The 18626-nt window shown below is 40.5% G+C and carries 14 protein-coding genes, 2 tRNA genes and 1 pseudogene; 9 read left to right on the forward strand and 8 right to left on the reverse strand.

The window, feature by feature from the left end; all coding sequences use genetic code 11:
- Positions 1–32: 32 nt before the first annotated feature.
- The gene (locus ACRWQM_RS07850; RefSeq protein WP_434931788.1) at positions 33–719 is read left to right on the forward strand and encodes a pseudouridine synthase; all 687 of its coding nucleotides are present in this window, start codon (positions 33–35) and stop codon (positions 717–719) included.
- 127 nt (positions 720–846) lie between these two features.
- Here ACRWQM_RS07850 and ACRWQM_RS07855 read toward each other — a convergent pair whose 3' ends face one another.
- Together ACRWQM_RS07855 and ACRWQM_RS07860 are read right to left on the reverse strand one after the other, a co-directional pair.
- Positions 847–3087 carry a peptidase U32 family protein gene (locus ACRWQM_RS07855; protein WP_434931789.1) on the reverse strand — a complete coding sequence of 747 codons (2241 nt, stop codon included), beginning with the start codon at positions 3085–3087 and terminating at the stop codon, positions 847–849.
- 275 nt (positions 3088–3362) lie between these two features.
- Positions 3363–4953: pseudogene (locus ACRWQM_RS07860) on the reverse strand (ABC-F family ATPase).
- Positions 4954–5334: 381 nt separating this feature from the next.
- Between ACRWQM_RS07860 and ACRWQM_RS07865 the strand changes: the two are divergent.
- Positions 5335–5916 (forward strand): GNAT family N-acetyltransferase, encoded by a 582-nt coding sequence (locus ACRWQM_RS07865; protein WP_434931790.1) that lies wholly within the window; start codon positions 5335–5337, stop codon positions 5914–5916.
- 60 nt (positions 5917–5976) lie between these two features.
- Positions 5977–6219, forward strand: coding sequence for a DUF3624 domain-containing protein (locus tag ACRWQM_RS07870; protein ID WP_434926260.1), 243 nt, complete (start codon positions 5977–5979; stop codon positions 6217–6219).
- 156 nt (positions 6220–6375) lie between these two features.
- Here ACRWQM_RS07870 and ACRWQM_RS07875 read toward each other — a convergent pair whose 3' ends face one another.
- Complete coding sequence (locus ACRWQM_RS07875) at positions 6376–6879, reverse strand: DUF2062 domain-containing protein (RefSeq protein ID WP_434926259.1); 504 nt, start codon at positions 6877–6879, stop codon at positions 6376–6378.
- A gap of 31 nt (positions 6880–6910) precedes the next feature.
- Between ACRWQM_RS07875 and ACRWQM_RS07880 the strand changes: the two genes are divergently transcribed.
- The 6 genes from ACRWQM_RS07880 (at position 6911) to ACRWQM_RS07905 (ending at position 13064) form a co-directional block, all read left to right on the forward strand.
- Positions 6911–9583: a ComEC/Rec2 family competence protein gene (locus tag ACRWQM_RS07880; RefSeq protein ID WP_434931791.1), complete on the forward strand. Its 2673-nt coding sequence runs from the start codon at positions 6911–6913 to the stop codon at positions 9581–9583.
- 36 nt (positions 9584–9619) lie between these two features.
- Positions 9620–11422, forward strand: coding sequence for a lipid A export permease/ATP-binding protein MsbA (msbA, locus tag ACRWQM_RS07885; protein WP_434931792.1), 1803 nt, complete (start codon positions 9620–9622; stop codon positions 11420–11422).
- 12 nt (positions 11423–11434) lie between these two features.
- Entirely contained in the window at positions 11435–12478 is a 1044-nt protein-coding gene (gene lpxK / locus ACRWQM_RS07890) for a tetraacyldisaccharide 4'-kinase (protein WP_434931793.1), read from the forward strand.
- Entirely contained in the window at positions 12479–12658 is a 180-nt protein-coding gene (locus ACRWQM_RS07895; RefSeq protein WP_434926255.1) for a Trm112 family protein, read from the forward strand.
- Between the two features lie 226 nt (positions 12659–12884).
- Positions 12885–12961: transfer RNA gene (locus ACRWQM_RS07900), tRNA-Val, on the forward strand.
- Positions 12962–12987: 26 nt separating this feature from the next.
- A tRNA-Val gene (locus tag ACRWQM_RS07905) sits at positions 12988–13064 on the forward strand.
- A 153-nt stretch (positions 13065–13217) separates the two neighbouring features.
- Here ACRWQM_RS07905 and ACRWQM_RS07910 read toward each other — a convergent pair.
- The 5 genes from ACRWQM_RS07910 to betA all read right to left on the reverse strand — a co-directional run bounded on the left by ACRWQM_RS07910 (position 13218) and on the right by betA (position 18623).
- Complete coding sequence (locus tag ACRWQM_RS07910; protein WP_434931794.1) at positions 13218–13907, reverse strand: RES family NAD+ phosphorylase; 690 nt, start codon at positions 13905–13907, stop codon at positions 13218–13220.
- Positions 13907–14317, reverse strand: coding sequence for an antitoxin Xre-like helix-turn-helix domain-containing protein (locus ACRWQM_RS07915; protein WP_434926253.1), 411 nt, complete (start codon positions 14315–14317; stop codon positions 13907–13909). The genes ACRWQM_RS07910 and ACRWQM_RS07915 overlap by 1 nt, the downstream gene beginning before the upstream one ends.
- 440 nt (positions 14318–14757) lie before the next feature.
- On the reverse strand, positions 14758–15465 hold the full coding sequence (locus ACRWQM_RS07920) for a TorF family putative porin (RefSeq protein ID WP_434926252.1): 708 nt from the start codon (positions 15463–15465) through the stop codon (positions 14758–14760).
- A 24-nt stretch (positions 15466–15489) separates the two neighbouring features.
- Positions 15490–16707 (reverse strand): BCCT family transporter, encoded by a 1218-nt coding sequence (locus ACRWQM_RS07925; RefSeq protein ID WP_434926251.1) that lies wholly within the window; start codon positions 16705–16707, stop codon positions 15490–15492.
- 227 nt (positions 16708–16934) lie between these two features.
- Complete coding sequence (gene betA, locus ACRWQM_RS07930) at positions 16935–18623, reverse strand: choline dehydrogenase (protein WP_434929053.1); 1689 nt, start codon at positions 18621–18623, stop codon at positions 16935–16937.
- Positions 18624–18626 lie beyond the last annotated feature (3 nt).

An 18626-nucleotide genomic window follows, 5' to 3' on the forward strand; every position in this document is an offset into this window, starting at 1 on the left:
TAATGCATTAATGTTAACAGGGTAGATGTTTTATGCGGCTAGATAAATTTGTACTTAAAAGTACATTATTTACTAAAGCTCAAGTTATAGATCAAATTAGTCTTGGTTATATCAGGGTTAATGGTGTGGTGAATACTGACATGATTAGCCAGGTGCATGAAAATAACCTGATTCAATTAAATGGGCAGACGCTTACCACAAGGCCATTCCGTTATATGTTGATGCATAAACAGGCTGACACCATTTGTTCTAATGCTGATGGCCATTATCCTTCGTTACTTAATAGCATCGATGTTGCCCATAAAGACGAGCTGCATATCGCAGGACGCCTAGATGCCGACACCACAGGGCTTGTGTTGATAACCGATGATGGACGTTGGTCATATAATATTACTCGACCAGAGTGTGTTTGCCGTAAAGTGTATCGAGTGCAGTTAGCTAAACCTATTAACCATGATGCAATAGACTTGTTTAAAATAGGCTTATTGTTGCAAGGTGAAAGTAAACCTACATTACCTGCCGAACTGATTATTATGAGTGATACTGAGGTGCTGCTATCGATTACAGAAGGGCGATATCATCAAGTTAAAAGGATGTTCTTTGCCATAGGCAATCGCGTGAACGGCTTACATCGTCAACAAGTAGGTGAAGTGATGCTTGATATGCCCGTTGGCCAGTGGCGAGACTTAACAGCAGACGAAGTGAGTTCGTTTCAATAAGAAAATCAAACTGAAATGCTGCTAAATAAAATGTTAAAAAGGCTTTACCTGTGGAAGGTAAAGCCTTTTTGCTGAGCGGTGTAGTCATTATCAAATTGAGGTTAATACGAATAATATTAACCGGTTACTATAACCCTTGTTGGTATTGGGCATTGGTTGAAATGGTGACTAACTGCTTAAGGCTCGTTTTCGATTCAGTAATACCTTTCAGCACGTTTTCAAAATGGCTGACTAATTCCACTTTATCTATTTTAGCTTTAGAGCCTGAGCCTATGTCGGTTAAGTCGATAAAGAACTCATCAAACAAATGCGATAAGTCTTCAACCGCGTCAATATTTAAAAATTGTTCGTGGTTATAAATACTTGGGTAACCGCCTTTTTGTTTATCAACCGCAAATGAAATGCCTTTTACATTGGTGATCGTAGTGGCTTTTTCACATTTCAGCATACAGCCATCTTCAATACTGGGCTTGTTACAGCCAACCGTTTGCTGGAAAAAGCACTGTCTGCTAGTCATCATCAAAATAGGGTGGTAAATACTGTAAAGCATTTTAAAGTTTTTCGGTCTAGCAATATTCTTAATTTGGTTGCGGTTTATTTCATTTGAAATAAATGCGCCAGCGCAATTCAGTCTTTCTTGTAGGGTTAGCAAAGCATAAGAGTTGGTGGTATTGAGAAACGGCCCAGCAATCCATTCAATCCCCATATTGGTTGCAATAAATGCCACGCCGGTATTGTTACTGACTATGCGTTTAGGTTTTACGGTTTCTAATAATCTAACGGATTCAAGGTAATCTTTACCAATTAATACTGCCGGAAACCACGGAATTAACCTTGGATTACGTAAAAATATATCAATGTACTTATTGTCATTAACTTTAAAGCTTTCAGGCAACTTAAAGTAAATGTCAGCGTCTGTGACATCACACAAATCAACATCTTTTTCATCGCAAATAAGCAATGACAATGTTGGCTGGCTATTTAATTTGGGGTAATGGGTTAATGCCGGTAAGGTTACCGCGCCTATGTATTCTCTTTTTGTCAGCTTGAACAACAGTTGATTTTTCATCTGCGTTAGTTGGCTAAAAGGAATGCTTAAGTCACTCTCTAACCCATCAAAATTAAACGGTAATAACTCAAATTCACTTTGCTTAAGACTTTTAAAGCGTTTTACTATTGCCGCTTCGTCAATACGAGAATCTGTTGCTAATGTCAGTGTTACTGCCGATTGAATTTCAACTGTGGTGTCTTTTGTGACAGCAGTAATGGTTAAGGGCTCGTTTAGCTTACCTGAGAAATGCAGTGACAAGCTGACTTTTTCAATGCTGAGTTGGCTGACCTTATCGGCTACCAGTGAAACGATGGCATCTTTGTCTGATGACAGTGTTTGCTGCGCCTCTTGAATTTGCACCACTGAAATTGCATTACTTTTATCATTGGCATGTTTAAAGCTGTTATCGCGCGGATTGTCGATAAACATGTCTTTAGTCAGGTTGCCCTTCAAAAAAGAGTTAGTAAAGTCGCGGTTAAACACTTTATAAAGATTTGAGTCATCTGACAGCAATTTGCCTGATTCCACAAATCTATCAATTTGCTTACGCCAGCTATCCACTACTGTATGGACATATTGCGCGCCTTTAATACGGCCCTCAATTTTTAATGAGTCAACCCCAGCGTCCACTAATTCAGGCAAGTCAAAATAAGCTGAGTTATCTTTGAGGTTTAGTGGAAACTTATTGCCCGCAGCAGTAATGTCATATTCATCACGACACGCTTGGCTACAGCGGCCACGGTTGCCTGAGTTGCCCACACTGACTGAACTTGAATAGCACTGGCCTGAAAATGCAATACATAATGCACCGTGCACGAAGACTTCGGTTAGTACATCTAAATCGTGTGCGTATCGGGTGAGGCTTTTTATTTCAGCCAGATTCATTTCGCGCGACAAATTAACCCGGGTTGCGCCCACTTTGGCTAAAAAGCCAATTTGGCCTTCATTGTGGGTGGTTAATTGTGTTGACGCATGGATAAGTAAGCTAGGGAAGTGTTTGTTGACTAGGTGAAACAAAGCCAAATCTTGAACAATAATGCCATCTATGCCGGTATTAACCAGTTGATTCAGCAATTTAACCAAAGTCGGTATTTCATTTTCAAGGATCACGACATTCATGGTCAAAAAAACTTCGCATTGATATCGATGGGCTAGGGAAATAACACCAAGAAGATCATCAAACGTAAGGTTAGCGGCGCGATTTCGTGCGTTAAAGGTTTCTAAACCACAATATACCGCGTTCGCGCCAGCAATGATTGCAGCTTTAATTGCGTCAACATCGCCGCCTGGTGCGAGTAATTCGATTTTTCTGTTCATGATACTTTCGCTATTTGGGTTGATGTTGCTTAAAAGAAACAGGCGTTAAAGCCAAATTAGGTGCCAACTATTTTTACTCTTTATTGATTTTGTTCTGCCTATAGCAAATCGGTTAATCAATATGAACCATCAATACGAGTAGGTATTCATGTTTACTTATCAAAACGGGAAGGCTAAACGTTAGGGTAAGCAAAAAGGCCTTCATTAATATTGTGATTCTTATCCCATAGTTGGATACCACAATGAAGGCCTTAATTTACGGTGTCAATCCCTGCTTACAACGGCGGTTGACTTGCAAGGTACTCATCAAATGTACCGTGGAAGTTAACCAGTTTTTTATCTTTCACGTCAATAATGCGTGTTGCAAGTGATGACACAAACTCACGGTCATGGCTAACAAATATTAATGTGCCTTCAAATAATTTCAACGCTTGGTTCAGCGCTTCAATTGCTTCCATATCCATGTGGTTAGTTGGCTCGTCCATGATCAATACGTTAACGTCCATCATCATTAACTTACCGAATAAAAGACGATTTTTTTCACCACCAGAACAGTTACGCACTTTCTTGTTCGCGTCATCTTCAGTGAATAATAAACGACCCAACATGCCACGTACCATAAGGTCGTTGTGCTTAGGTGTGCGCCATAATGACATCCAGTCAAATAAAGTCATGTCATTGTCAAAATCTGCGCTACTGTCCTGCGGACAATAACCAATGGCAGCATTTTCTGACCATTTAATCCGGCCATGGTTATGTTTAATTTCTTCAACTAAACAACGCAGTAGTGTTGTTTTACCCACGCCGTTTTCACCAATAATAGCCAGTTTTGAACCTGCGTCTAAAATAAGATCGCCATGTTCAAATAATACTTCATCAAAACCGTGCCCAAGCTCTTCTAACACTAATGCTTGGCGATGTAGTTTTTTACATTCAGTAAAGCGTATAGACGGGGTAATACGGCTTGATGATTTAACATCATCAAGTTTAATTTTGTCCATTTTCTTAGCGCGAGAACTGGCTTGTTTGGCTTTGGAAGCATTAGCGCCAAAGCGGTTAACGAAGTCCTGTAACTCTTCAATCTCAGCGCTCTTTTTCGCATTACCAGCCAGAAGCTGTTCACGCAATAAACTTGATTGTGCGAGGAAGTACTCATAATTACCAGGGTAAATCCGCAGTTCGCCATAATCGATGTCTGCCATGTGGGTACACACAGAGTTTAAAAAGTGTCTGTCATGGGAAATAATAATCATGGTGCATTTGCGTTTGTTTAATTCGTTAGCAAGCCAACTAATGGTATGAATGTCCAAGTTGTTGGTGGGTTCGTCAAGTAGCAGTATGTCGGGGTTGGCAAATAATGCTTGTGCTAATAACACTCGCAATTTCCAACCTGGGGCAACCTGTGCCATCAAGCCATAGTGAAACGACTCTTCAATGCCTGCTTCTAACAGGATTTCGCCAGCGCGACTTTCAGCGCTATAACCGTCCATTTCTGCAAATTGGCTTTCTAAGTCACCGACGCGCATGCCGTCTTCATCACTCATTTCTGCCTGGGAATAAATGCTGTCACGTTCTTGTTTCACTTTCCAAAGTGCCACATCGCCCATGATAACCGCGTCAACCACGCTAAAGTTTTCGAAAGCGAATTGGTTCTGGTTCAAGGTGCCTACTTTTAAGCCTGGCGAAATTGAAACATTGCCTGATGTTGGAGCCAGTTCACCACTGAGAATTTTTCATGAATGTGGATTTGCCACAACCATTAGCACCAATCAAGCCATAACGATTGCCGTGGCCAAATTGCGCCGAAATGTTTTCAAACAACGGCTCTGGGCCAAACTGCATAGTAATATTTGCGGTAGAAATCAAAACATGTATCCAATTGAGTAATTACAGAATATTGATCGACAAAAAAGCGATAATCGGCTTTAGTGAGAATAAGACTGACTTGGGTGTATTAGTAGGCGCCGAATTATACAGGGAAGTAGTCAATTGTCGATTTATAATGCGATCTAGTTTGCATTATGAGGATGTGTTTTGCGGTTTATTTGTTTTATTGAATAATATATTTGCGATAAATTAACAATGGTTGAACTATCAGCTGAATACTTAGAGGTAACCTAGTTAAACAAAGCCGGATGTTACTAATTAATAATGCCGTGTGATTCAATATTTATAGTGAGATTAATCCATTTCTGTTAGCGTTTAATCTTGTACAATTTAACCTCAAATAAGCCTAAGTAGCACGTCATGTCTAAAAATACCTTGCCTAAATCAGTCATTGCTAAGATTAGTGCCCCAAGTCTTTTATCTGAACGCTTTGTTATCCGTCGCTTCATAACGTCTGATTTAGTGGTTTTTTCTGAATATCGAAATGTTGTCTACATCGCCAAATATCAAAGTTGGACTGCATACAGTTTAGATGATGCTAAGCAGCTACTAGCACAAACGGATTACACTGATTTCGCTGTGCCAGGTAATTGGTATCAATTGGCGATTGCTGATCCATTAACCGATCAAATACTGGGTGACTTAGCGGTACATTTCATTGATGAACAACAAGTTGAAGTGGGCTTTACCGTTGCGCCACAACACCAGAACCAAGGTTTGGCAACACAAGCATTACAGGGGTTACTAGAGTATTTATTTACTGAGTTGAGGCTACATCGTGTTATTGCAATTACTGATTGTTTAAATAAAGCCAGTATAGCAGTGTTAGAAAAAGCCAATTTTCGACAAGAAGGCCATTTTAAGCAAAATGTGATGTTTAAAGGGAAGTGGGGCGATGAATACCTATATGCCATGCTAGCAAGTGAATTTAGTCAGTGTTAAGCCAATTGGGTTAATATCTTCCTTTGGGCTCATTAACAGAATCACTTAATAAGAAATAACATGGCTTGCAATCAATGTGATGAATCAATTTTTATACAAAAACTGGGGAGATGCTTCAGGTGCATGGCACAGTTAACGTCACTATCTGTGATCGGCTGGCCGTTATGGTGGTGGTTTTATGCAGAACAGCCAACTAAGGTAGAATCGATAGCGTTACTTTTTTTCTGTTCAGCTTTTAGTGCGTTATTGCTACTGCATCTTCTTTTTCTAGCTTACTATGAAATTAAAAAGCGCATCACGTGAATTGCTGATAAATAGGCTTAAAGGCTGGTAATATTGGATGTTTGCTTGTGTCATCATATCAGCTTGATATCTGTTTTTAACTCAGCTTATTGCAATAGAAAATGTCAATAACTCAGTACTAAATGTAAACTCAAAAATAAAATGGCAATGTAAAGCTTATTTGCGTTTTTGCCATTTAAATAGTATCGAATATTTCCATAAACTATTAATAATCAAATAACCAATTGCAGCAAAAACCACGCCTAATACAAAGCAGCCGAGTAAAAAGGGTGGGCCAATTGTCGATATCGATGTTTCTACCCATTGCCAACTTGCTTCAAATTCAAAGGGCAACTTTTCAACCCCGAGTAATTTCACGCCTAATAAATAAGCCATATAGAACATAAATGGCATGGTGATAGGGTTAGTTATCCATACTAATGCCACTGCTAACGGAATATTAACGTTAAATAAAATGGCTAACCCAGCAGCAGCAACCATTTGAAATGGCATAGGCATCCAGCCAATAAATAACCCTACCGCAAAAGCCCCTGGGGCTGATTTACGATTTAATACCCACAAATTGGGTTTATCCAATAATTTACCAAACACCCGCAAATATTTATGCTTTTTCAGTGTTTTTGGATCAGGCATAAATTTTTGTATGAATTTTTTTGGCATCTTAAGTGATTACTGTCTTTACTAGTACCCTATGAATCGATTTATTTTCGGCTTCTGTATCAGTAGCCTCATTGGATTACTTTGGCCTGTAATCCCATCGCTATGGTGTTTACCTATTTGGTTACTCTTGGCTTTGGTCTGCCTTTTCAAAGCACCTAGATTAAGTGGTGCTTTTTTTGCTATTTTTTGGATAAGTATCTATTTCTATTCGTTAGACTTTCAGCCAGAAGTTACACCAAAAACTAACAAAACCTTTACAGCGGAGATAGTATCACTAGTAAATCATAACCGCGACTGGATAAGCATTGATGTGCGTGTAATTGAACCAAAATTAACCAATATTAATATATCTGGTTTATTTAAAACCATAACAGGCGATCAAATTTACCGTTTAACTTGGCAACAAGCGCCAAAAGTAGAGCTAGGTCAAATATGGCAGTTTGATTCAAAATTAAAGCCTATTACCAGTATAGCTAATCAAGGCGGTTTTAATCAGCAAAGGTATTATATTAATCGCCATATTGTCGCAAAAGGGCGAGTTAAACAGGCTGATTTGTTATCGTATCAGCCGTCTTTGCGCCAGCGTTGGTTAACTGAGTTTGCAGCCATTACCCCCAAGATAGCCAATGGTGATCTGCTACTGGCACTACTGTTTGGTGATAAAAGCCAAATATCTGATCAGCGGTGGCAGCAATTACGTCAAACGGGTACCGGCCATTTAATTGCCATTTCTGGATTACACCTGTCAGTGGTGTTTGGTTTAATATTCGGCTTGTGCTTTGTAATACTAACCCGGGTTAAGCTGGCGCAAATAGCTATGGCCAAAGTTAACTTGCAGTTCGGTATGTTCGCTGTTTATTTAGCATTAACTTTGGCAGTATTGTCAGCATTGGGTTACGCCTATCTTGCCGGCTTTGCTGTTGCCACTCAGCGGGCCTTGTTTATGCTTATATTCTTGGTACTGTTTAGCCTGTTAAAACAGCATCACAGTGTCTGGCAACGACTAATGTATGCCTTGGCGGGAGTGTTGTTTATTGACCCTTTATCAATGCTTAGCGCAGGTTTTTGGCTATCTTTTATTGCACTGGCCATTATCTTGCGCTTTGTTGATACCTCAGTAAGTCATGCTAAAAAAGTATCCACAGATCATCATTGGCGACAAAAAGTGACAGGCTATATTGGGTCCCTGTGGTCAATTCAGTGGCGATTAGCCTTAGGTCTAGGGTTATTGCAAGCACTATTATTTGGCACGTTATCGATTCACAGTATCTGGATAAACCTCATTGTTGTGCCCTGGTTTAGTATATTGGTGATCCCCATTGTATTGGGTAGTTTTATAGTCTGGCTGGTGTTGAGCCCCTTAATACATTCCGGCGGTCTAGCGAGTCTATTTCAGTTTTCAAGCGCCAATGAACTTAGCTTCGATAGTGTTTTATTTATTGTAGCAGACAAACTACTCGCCCCTTTTAGTCAGCTATTAACTTGGTCTAGTGACTTTAGTCATAATGTTGTTTACGTCAGTGAGTCATGGGTTGTGGCGGGTATGTTTAGTTTGCTGGGATGGACATTACTGCTGACATTTCGCTGGTCATTTAGCCGTTTACTTACTCATTCATTTAATGGCAGTAAATCAATATTCAATCAACCCGGTCAATCAAATAAGATTGCTAAAATTAATCATCATGGGATCATATTACTCACCGCTTTAGTAATGAACTTGCCATTAATACAATTGGCTATTAGCAAAATGTCGCAGATGGATAATAAAGGCGATCAAAGTCAGGTTTTTACCTTAAATGGACCAATTTATCTTCATGTACTAGATGTAGCACAAGGTTCTGCCATCGTACTTCAACAACAACACCGAGCCATGATTTATGATACCGGCGCAGCCTTTGGTGACTTTAGTTATGCTGAACGGGCAATATTGCCTTTTCTACAGGCAAGGGGCATCACCCAGTTAGATTATATTGTCATAAGCCACCATGATAATGACCACAGTGGCGGGTTAATACCGATGTTAACGGCATTTCCCAACACCCACTTGATTGCTGATAATGGCAAGGCATTAATCAATCGAGCGGCTGACCTGGTTAACATTAATATCAGTGATTGCCATTCAGCATCATGGCAATGGGGAAGGGTACAAATATCCACTTTGTCAGATCATTTAGGCTCAGATAAAGATAACAATCAATCCTGCGTAATCATGCTGAATATCGAATTTGAGAAGGATCACCTTCAAACTGTTGAACAAGGTGCAGACCATCTTGGTAAAGGTGAACTAATGAATATACTTCTACCCGAATTAACCGCGAAGGCTTTTGCTGTATTGCTGACGGGTGATATTGAGGCGAAAAGAGAGCAAAGTTTAATATCAAACAAGCAACAGATAGATGCTGATATTGTGTTTGTGCCGCACCATGGCAGCCGTACTTCATCTACCGACACTTTTATTGATGCCGTGTCACCACAATTAGCCATAGTGAATGCGGGTTTTAATAATCAATACGGATTTCCTAAATCTGATGTGATGGCGCGTTATCAACAGCGGGGGATAAAGACTATTATCAGCGGAGAACAGGGACAAATTAGTATCAAGTTTAAACACACTGGTTATCAAATAAGCACTTATCGCAACGATTTAGCGCCATTTTGGTATAACCGTTTGTTTAGATTTGGCCAGATAGTTAAAGCAGAGTAGAATGTCGCTTATGTTTGTCAGTTAAGAATTATATAAATGTCGTCATACTCTGATAATGAAATGTGGAGCGTTTTTAAACGCTTAATGATTTATGTTTTACCGATGAAAGCCATGTTTATTATGGCGGTATTGGCCTTGCTTACCTATGGCGCGGTTGATGCTGGTTTTATTGCGTTTATTAAACCTTTTATTGACCAAGGTTTTGCCTCATCAGCGACTACCGTCGCCGGAGTTGAAATACCCTCCCACGGTGGTTTTAATACCGATAATGACATTATGCGAATGGCACCTTTTGTGGTGATCGGCATGTTTACTTTGCGCGGTTTGGCTAACTTTGTGTCGACCTATTGTGTGTCTTACATGAGCGCTCAACTTATCATGGACATGCGTCAACAGGTTTTTGAGCACTATCTACATTTACCTGTCAGTTACATTGACCGCGAAAACAGTGGCAACCTTATTTCTCGTGTCACCTTTGATACCGAGCAAATTGCCAGAGCATCAGGCAGTGCGCTTATTTCGATTGTTCGAGACTCAATGACAGTTATCGGCATGTTAGCCATCATGTTTTATTTCTCGTGGAAATTGTCTCTGTGTATCTTGGTAATTGGCCCAGTTATGGGCATTGTTATCAGTGTGGTCAGTAAACGTTTTCGTAAAGTGTCTAAGCAAATTCAATCCGCAATGGGCGGAGTAACAGCCACAACCGAACAAATGATCAAAGGCCATAAAAATGTGCTGTCATTTGGTGGTCAAAAAACTGAAATGGCGCGTTTCTTTAAAGTGAATGACAGTAATCGTCATCAAAATATGAAGCTAGCAGTGGCGCAGTCAGTTAGCCAACCGTTAATTATGGTCATTGGCTCATTCGCATTAGCATTTGTGTTGTATGCTGCCAGTTGGGACAGCATGAAGGCAGAGCTAACGGCCGGTACCTTCACCGCCATTTTAGGTGCAATGATGGCCATGTTACAGCCAATTAAAAACTTAACCCGCGTCAATGCTGAATTTCAGCGTGGTATTGCAGCCTGTACCACCATTTTTGAATTATTAGATACCCCAGTAGAACCCGATACCGGCACCCATAGCGTTGATCGTGTTAAAGGACATTTACAATTTAATAGCGTCAGCTTTAGCTACCCAGAACAAGAAAGAAAAGCCCTAGATCAAATTGAGTTTGATGTTAAACCGGGCAAAACCGTCGCTCTAGTTGGCCGTTCTGGTTCTGGTAAATCGACTATCGCTAATTTGATCACCCGTTTTTATGGCGGTTTATCAAATGGTGATATTTTACTCGATGGCACCAGCATTTATGATTACCAATTAAAAAGTCTTCGTAATCAAGTGGCATTGGTGTCTCAGCAAGTCACTTTATTCAATGACACAATAGCTAACAATATAGCCTATGCCTACCCTGGTGAAGCTACCCGTGAGCAAATAGAACAAGCTGCAGAGCTTGCTTACGCCATGGAGTTTATCAACACCTTGCCCGATGGGTTAGATACTCAGGTAGGGGAGAATGGGGTGTTGTTATCTGGCGGTCAGCGTCAGCGTATCGCTATTGCCCGTGCCATGTTACGTGATGCACCGGTATTGATTTTAGATGAAGCAACCTCGGCATTGGACACTGAATCAGAAAAAGCGATTCAAAAAGGCTTAGATAACTTACGCCATAACCGAACCTCAGTGGTTATTGCGCATCGTTTATCAACTATTGAATCGGCCGATGAAATATTGGTTATTGATCAAGGTAAAGTTATCGAGCGTGGCGTACATAAAGATTTGATTACCCAAAACGGGGTGTATGCCAACTTGTATCAAATGCAATTTAGCAGCTAGGTTTTTACCTCAATGCAAAAATGGATAAATCAAATTTGGTATCAAGGCCACTGGGCAAGGTGGCTTTTACTACCGTTGTCGGCGTTGTTTGCTGTTATTAGTCATATCAGACGCTCGCTGTTCACATTTAGCATCAAAAAAGTCACCCAACTGCCTGTGCCTGTCATTGTTGTTGGTAATATTACTGCTGGTGGTAGTGGTAAAACCCCAACGGTGATTTATCTAATTAACTTACTACGAGCCAATGGTTTAAAACCTGGCGTTGTAAGTCGTGGTTACGGGGCGAGTATTGATGGTGTAATCAGTGTCACTCAGTCAAGCAAAGCCGTTGATGTGGGTGATGAGCCATTAATGATTGTCAATCGTACCCATGTACCTATGGTGGTTGGCAGTCAACGCGTGTTAGCTGCGCAAACGTTATTAGCTGACTTTGATGTTGATGTGATCATTTGTGATGATGGCTTGCAGCATTACGCATTAGGGCGTGATATTGAAATCGCCCTAGTAGATGGTGCACGTCGTTATGGTAATCAATGTTTACTGCCAGCAGGGCCATTAAGAGAAGGCTTGTGGCGTTTAGATAATATCGACTGGATTATCAATAATGGTGGTCCGCTATTAGCAAAGACTCAAGGGCCTGAAGAACAGCTGATGCAATTAGTGCCAGCGCCATTATGTAGGGTTAAACCACATTCGTTTGATAAAGCCTTAGTCCCAGACTTGTTTGATACAGAGGTATCAATCATTGAACAACCTATTGTGGCGATAGCAGGTATTGGTAATCCACAACGTTTTTTTGATAGTTTGATTCAACAAGGTTATCAACTTAGGCAGACCGTGGCTTTTGCCGACCATCAAGCTTACGATCAACAACAGCTGATTGAGCTATCAACACAAACCCCCTTGCTAATGACCGAAAAAGATGCGGTTAAATGTCGCGATTTTGCATTACAAAACTGGTGGTATTTACCGGTAAATGCGAAGCTAAATGAACAATTTGATATTCAGTTTATGAGTCGAGTGACTCAACTTATTCAACTTAAAAAGGAAATCTAAATGGCTTTTGATAAAAAGTTACTTGATATTGTCGCTTGCCCTGTGTGCAAAGGTAAACTGGAATTCGACAAAGAAGCCCAACAGCTAATTTGTAAGTTTGATAAAATTGCCTATCCGATTAATGATGGTATTCCAGTTTTACTGGAGAATCGTGCTACGCCATTGGTGGCAATAGATTAAACTTGATATTAGATTTAATCATTTACTCCCCAATATGATCGCTGAGTTTTAACATTTAGATAAAAAGTCCAGGGGGAGCTAGGTTCACATGGCTAGGACTTTTTGTCATTAAATCGGCAAGTTGCACAGCAAATCACCATTTAGCCATGTTATGGTAATTTTTACTTGCAAGCGTTAGCCAACGCCCTTACTATGGCGACCGCTTTGTTAGGAAATCAAAGTCAGTACACCCGTAGCTCAGTTGGTTAGAGCACTACCTTGACATGGTAGGGGTCGGTGGTTCGAGTCCACTCGGGTGTACCAATTTAATCTTATCCAATTTCCAATATACACCCGTAGCTCAGTTGGTTAGAGCACTACCTTGACATGGTAGGGGTCGGTGGTTCGAGTCCACTCGGGTGTACCATATCTTGTTTATCCTTTCCTCTCTATCTGTAATAAAGTCCCTTGTTTTAAACTATACCAATAGTTTGTTACCACTTTTAAGCGTTATGTTTTTTATGCTGCAACTTTCGATGTGATTATTTATTTGCCACTTAACTCTAGTCATTCAAAGTGATTAAGGCGCGGATATTAGTCTCACTGCGTCGATCGATGAACCGCCCCAAACGTATTCGTAATGTGATGATTGTACAATCTCTTCGACGCATCTTGGAGTGAATAGCGCGTAGCAAGCCGTTAATGGGTTTCTTACCGACGTATAATGAATGCCTTCAATTGCAGATTTTCGCTGCTGTGCTCCAAACTGCTGTGCTTCGCTATAATTTGTTTGGTGGTAAATCGACGACTTTGACATGGCTTCTAAACTTATCACTGTGCTGTCAGTTAATTCGGCGCTAAATACACAACGTAAGCCTCGCATGATAATCGTGTCATAATGAACCCCTTTGATAGCCATTAGCATCTTTTGTTGATGATATTTGGTTTCTGCAATTGCTGTGTCGATATCATCGGCAAGATAAAGTACCCCGAACGAACCATTAGAGAAACGACTGCCATCTTTATTGATGTGGGTAAAAGGGGCTGTGGCGTATGAGCAGCCATTAATACCAAAAGGTATATCTGCTTTGTTAACCAAATCAATATGGCCAAGCTGATCCAGTAACCTTGGGTTGGTTAGACTTTGTAATGCAAAAATAGTATCAAAATCTTCCACAGAAGCGACATCATCAAACATCGAAATGGGTGGAAATTTTGAATTGATAAGTCTATATGCAACCTGATGCTCAACGGTTGATATTGTCGTCATTACCAACCACCACTTCGCATGCTATCGACACGGCTAAAGACTTCATGCAGTTCAGGAAAGCCTCCACCTTTTATTATATCCAGCGGTTTACGCCCCTCAAAATAGGGATTGGCGTTTTCCATCTGCATAAAGCCATATACGTTTTCAGGATTGGAGAAATACATTCTAAGTGCTGCGTGAATGTTCAGTATGTAACTAATGCGTGTTAGCTGATCTTTGTCGAGCACGAATTTCGCCTCTGGTTTTTTAAATGCAAAGTAAGAAGAGCGAGGTAAACGTAAAATATTAAGCATATCTTTTGGCGCACAGCCCCATTTTTCTAGAATAGATACAGCGGCACTAAAACCCACTTTTGAGGTCTTTGCCTCTGCAAAATCAATGTTTGATGTATTGGTATTGTGTGCAGTCATAACAATTACTCTCCGTTTTACATTTAAGCTAGAGTGATAACAGGTTTTAATGTTAGCTATATTAGTATTGCATGGGTCTTATTTTAGACCTAAATAGATTTTTAGTCCAATTTAAGACCGAGGTTGTTATTGGTAAGTATCCTAATGCGATTGAGTTTGTAGAGTCTAAATGAGGTGAACACTGGTAAAAATGGCCTTAGGGAAGGACTTTTTTGTAAAAGAGTCGTAGATGGTACTAAAGCCAGCATAAACAAACTTGAACATGTGCTTGAAGGCAGAGAAGTTGAATGGGCATATAAGATAATTAAGGTAGAATTATGACTTACTGATACTTAATTGATATTTAGGTATCTGATAAATATAAAAAAGCAGAATAATGTCATAAACATTATTCTGCTGAGTGATGCTAACTATGATGTTAGTTAAGTCGTATTAAAGACTTATAGCGCGAAAGTACGTGATACAGAGATCACTGCGCGGGTATCACTTGCATCGCTATCTAGGCTGGTATCTTCTACTGCTAGGTTAAAGTCGAAACCTTCCCAGCTTGTCATGTATTCTGCACGATAATGGTTGTAAGAAGCATCGTCTCCCCATGCCCATTTGTCTTCATCTTGCGATGTTGAACGGTCAAAGCTGACACGAATATCATGACCTTCAGCAACTGTAAAAGTATGCGCCGCCATTATGATGTAATGACCTGCATCAACACCAAAATAATCCCATGTGTACCAAAAGTTTAATTCACTTTGCCCCAGTGATGATGCATAACCAAACTTGGTATATAGCTCTGGGTAGTAATATTCATCAGAGGCGTCATCACCATGATAGGTGTAATAAGCAAGACCAGCATCGATAGATAATTTATCTGTTAGCTCGTAATATTTACCTGCGTAAAAATCAAGTTCTAACCAAGTATCATCCGCGTCACCAAAGTCTACATTTGATGCCCAAGAACCCACATACCAACCATCATCCGCAGCATAGTCTAGGCTAGCTTGTAATGCCGGGCCGCTATCCGTTTGGCTAACACCGTTAAAAGTATAATCAGACGTTGCATTAACTGTGGTGCTTAACTCTCCAGCCATTACTGAGGTTGGTAAAGCGAATAAACTTAATAGTGCTAATTTTTTAATTGTGGTGTTCATCATCATTCCTTTTTCATTATTGATTTAGTCTAACAACTCGATCTTATTGAAATCGATTTTATTATCTTTTGGAGAGAGTTCTATTGCTCCTACTTTACGGTAGTTAGATTTTAAGATGTAAAGGAAACAGCTTAGTATTAAGCCTATGGCAAGCGCGCCTACCCATTGGATCTCTAAAAAGTCTAGTTTGAATAGTAAGGTTAAGCAACTTAGCAGCACAATATTTCCGATGATGTAAGTCAGTTTACCAAAACGCTCAACCGTTAGGTTTAAGTTGTCTGTATATAATCGGACTAGCGAATCGAGTGAGTTGATCACAAATGTGATGCCCACAATTACCATAGCAAGGTTGTAGAAGCCTGATGTATCGATTCCGTTAGAGCTGTAGTAGTAAAGCACTGTGAACCAAATTGCGATGGGTATTGAAGGGAATACCATCATAGCAATTAATACTTGATAGGTTTTCATTCCACCAACAAAACGTGAAGTAAATTGGCCAATCATGATGCTCCATGCAAACCACCAAAACAGGTAGAACTCATGGTAGTCATTAAACGGCAGCACAAAGTGATGTATGTTACCGAAGTAGTCACCAATTAATGCAAAGGTGGTAAAGAATTCACCCACACTTGAGTCATCTGATAAAAAGGCGCCAGACCACATCACGGCAATCAAACCAAAGAATAACCAAGTGCTAGCTAGGCTAAGGTAACGAACATATCGGATGCTGGTGCTAGAATAAACTGCTGCAGCGATAACCAAAAATACGATGAGATAGAAGCTGCTTACAATGGATTCACCGTCACCTAATTGTGGTAAATACCAAGGTAAATTGGTCAATAATAAGTAAGCAGTAAAGGCACAAGTCCCGATAATGACAAGGTTATTGATAAATTTAATCAGCGGAATTTCAAAATATTTTACTCTTGGCTCAATTACGCAAAAGTAAAAACAGGTTAAAAAGTAAAAAGCCCAAATCAAGCAGGCCCAAAAACCAAACTCAATTGCCAGCGGATTACTAAAACTATATTCCGGACTAGTGGCTAAATCGGCATATCCTGCAAACTCAGTTAACGGGAACATGATTAAGCCAACATCTAGCCCTGAGGTGAATAAAATCGCAATAAAGGTAAATTTTCGCACCGGCGTGACACCAATGCACTGCATGTTACCCCAACGATAAATCACAAACGCGATAGCGGCAAAAGTAAATAAAATGCCTATTGATAACCAGGTCGTCATTATTTGACTCCTGAATAAAGGGTGTGTGCAAACATAGTGTTGGCTCCTTGTTGTATGTTTTTAATGCCATAGAACAATTTTTAAAGGCTAAATGCCCTCAAGCCTTAAGTATCGTACTGACGATAGTTAAACCCTGATAGATTGATCTTGGCTAAATTGGCCATTTACAAAAAACGTAGGTTGGCCATCAACCTGTTATAGATGGGCATTAATTCATACCCATTAACTTAATAAGTTTTAATTGGCCGCTTAGGTGCTTGTAAGCGTTGTGATGTTTGCCACTTTTCGGCTAGCGTCACTTTTGCCATACTTGGTGCCAGTGGCGTGTTACCTAAAATCAAATCGGCAGCACGCTCGGCAACCATGATGGTCGGTGAGTTCAAATTCCCATTAGGAATAGTTGGGAAAATAGATGAGTCAACGACTCTTAAACCGTTAATACCGTGAACTTTTGTTTCTGAATCAACCACGGCCATCTCATCTTCGCCCATTTTGCATGAGCAAGAAGGGTGATAGGCACTTTCAACTGAACGTCTGACAAAACGGTCAATTTCTTCATCGGTCTGTATTGCAAGGCCTGGTTGGATTTCTTCACCTCGGTATTCATCTAAGCCCGGTTGGTTAATAATCTCACGGGTTAAGCGAACGCATGCTCTAAAGCCTTCTATATCATCTTGATGTGATAAGTAATTGAACTGAATTTGTGGTGCAACCTTGGCATCATTTGATACCACGGTTACCGCGCCACGGCTTTTAGGCTTGTTGTGACCGATATGTACTTGGAAACCATGACCTGCAAATGCTTCTTTACCGTCGTAGCGCATAGCTGCGGGTAAGAAATGATATTGTAGATCCGGCCACTCTAAACCGGCTTTTGAGCGGATAAAGCCACAGGACTCAAAATGATTAGTGGCCCCCAAACCAGTCTTATTTAAAATCCAGCGAGCACCAATAAACAATTTGTTTAAAGGATCAATTTTGCCATTAAGCGTAATCGGTTTTAAACACTTAAATTGGAAGTAAAACTCTAAGTGATCCTGCAGGTTTTGACCTACACCGGGTAATTGATGAACTTGCTCAATACCTGCACTGGCTAAAGTACTTGCATCGCCAATACCGGACAGTTGCAAAATATGCGGTGAACCAATTGAACCTGCCGATAACACCACTTCTTTATTGCAGTTAACATCAATTAACTCGCCTTTACGTTCGTAACGCACGCCGACAGCGGTTTTACCTTGCATAATCACTTTATGCACAAGCGCATGAGTGACCACGGTTAAATTCGGGCGTTTCATTGCTGGGCGAAGGTACGCATTTGCCGTAGACCAACGTACGCCGTTTTTAACTGTCATGTGCATTGGGCCAAAGCCTTCTTGCTGACTGGCATTGTAATCACTCGTCGCTAGGTAGCCAGCATCGACACCAGCATCAACAAAAGCTTGATATAACGGGTTTTTCATTTCATTACCGTTATTAACCGCTAATGGGCCTTTATCACCGCGATAAACATTACCGCCAAAAGACCATGTTTCAGCTTTTTTAAAGTAAGGCAGACAGTGAGCGTAATCCCAGTCTTTTGCACCTTCTTGCTGCCACTCGTCAAAATCACGTGCATGACCACGTACGTAGACCATGCCATTGATTGATGATGAACCGCCTAACACTTTGCCACGCGGGCAATGCATACGGCGATTGTCCAAATGTGGTTCGGCCTGCGTTTCAAACTGCCATGCATACTTTTTAGTATTCATGGGAATTGAAAGGGCAGTTGGCATTTGGATAAAAATGCTCTTGTCGCTACCACCGGTTTCAAGTATCAGGACTTTATTGTCTGGGTTTTCCGTTAAGCGGTTGGCTAATACACAACCTGCGCTACCGGCACCAACAATAATATAATCGTATTCATGAGACATTTG

Source organism: Shewanella sp. HL-SH5 (genome assembly GCF_051163755.1).
Lineage (GTDB): Bacteria > Pseudomonadota > Gammaproteobacteria > Enterobacterales > Shewanellaceae > Shewanella > Shewanella glacialimarina.

Bases quoted from the DNA above. Each gene is read 5' to 3' on its own strand.
- ACRWQM_RS07850 (WP_434931788.1), top strand. From the start codon at position 33: ATGCGGCTAGATAAATTTGTACTTAAAAGTACATTATTTACTAAAGCT.
- ACRWQM_RS07855 (WP_434931789.1), bottom strand. From the start codon at position 3,087: ATGAACAGAAAAATCGAATTACTCGCACCAGGCGGCGATGTTGACGCA.
- ACRWQM_RS07865 (WP_434931790.1), top strand. From the start codon at position 5,335: ATGTCTAAAAATACCTTGCCTAAATCAGTCATTGCTAAGATTAGTGCC.
- ACRWQM_RS07870 (WP_434926260.1), top strand. From the start codon at position 5,977: ATGGCTTGCAATCAATGTGATGAATCAATTTTTATACAAAAACTGGGG.
- ACRWQM_RS07875 (WP_434926259.1), bottom strand. From the start codon at position 6,879: ATGCCAAAAAAATTCATACAAAAATTTATGCCTGATCCAAAAACACTG.
- ACRWQM_RS07880 (WP_434931791.1), top strand. From the start codon at position 6,911: ATGAATCGATTTATTTTCGGCTTCTGTATCAGTAGCCTCATTGGATTA.
- msbA (WP_434931792.1), top strand. From the start codon at position 9,620: ATGTCGTCATACTCTGATAATGAAATGTGGAGCGTTTTTAAACGCTTA.
- lpxK (WP_434931793.1), top strand. From the start codon at position 11,435: ATGCAAAAATGGATAAATCAAATTTGGTATCAAGGCCACTGGGCAAGG.
- ACRWQM_RS07895 (WP_434926255.1), top strand. From the start codon at position 12,479: ATGGCTTTTGATAAAAAGTTACTTGATATTGTCGCTTGCCCTGTGTGC.
- ACRWQM_RS07910 (WP_434931794.1), bottom strand. From the start codon at position 13,907: ATGACGACAATATCAACCGTTGAGCATCAGGTTGCATATAGACTTATC.
- ACRWQM_RS07915 (WP_434926253.1), bottom strand. From the start codon at position 14,317: ATGACTGCACACAATACCAATACATCAAACATTGATTTTGCAGAGGCA.
- ACRWQM_RS07920 (WP_434926252.1), bottom strand. From the start codon at position 15,465: ATGAACACCACAATTAAAAAATTAGCACTATTAAGTTTATTCGCTTTA.
- ACRWQM_RS07925 (WP_434926251.1), bottom strand. From the start codon at position 16,707: ATGACGACCTGGTTATCAATAGGCATTTTATTTACTTTTGCCGCTATC.
- betA (WP_434929053.1), bottom strand. From the start codon at position 18,623: ATGTCTCATGAATACGATTATATTATTGTTGGTGCCGGTAGCGCAGGT.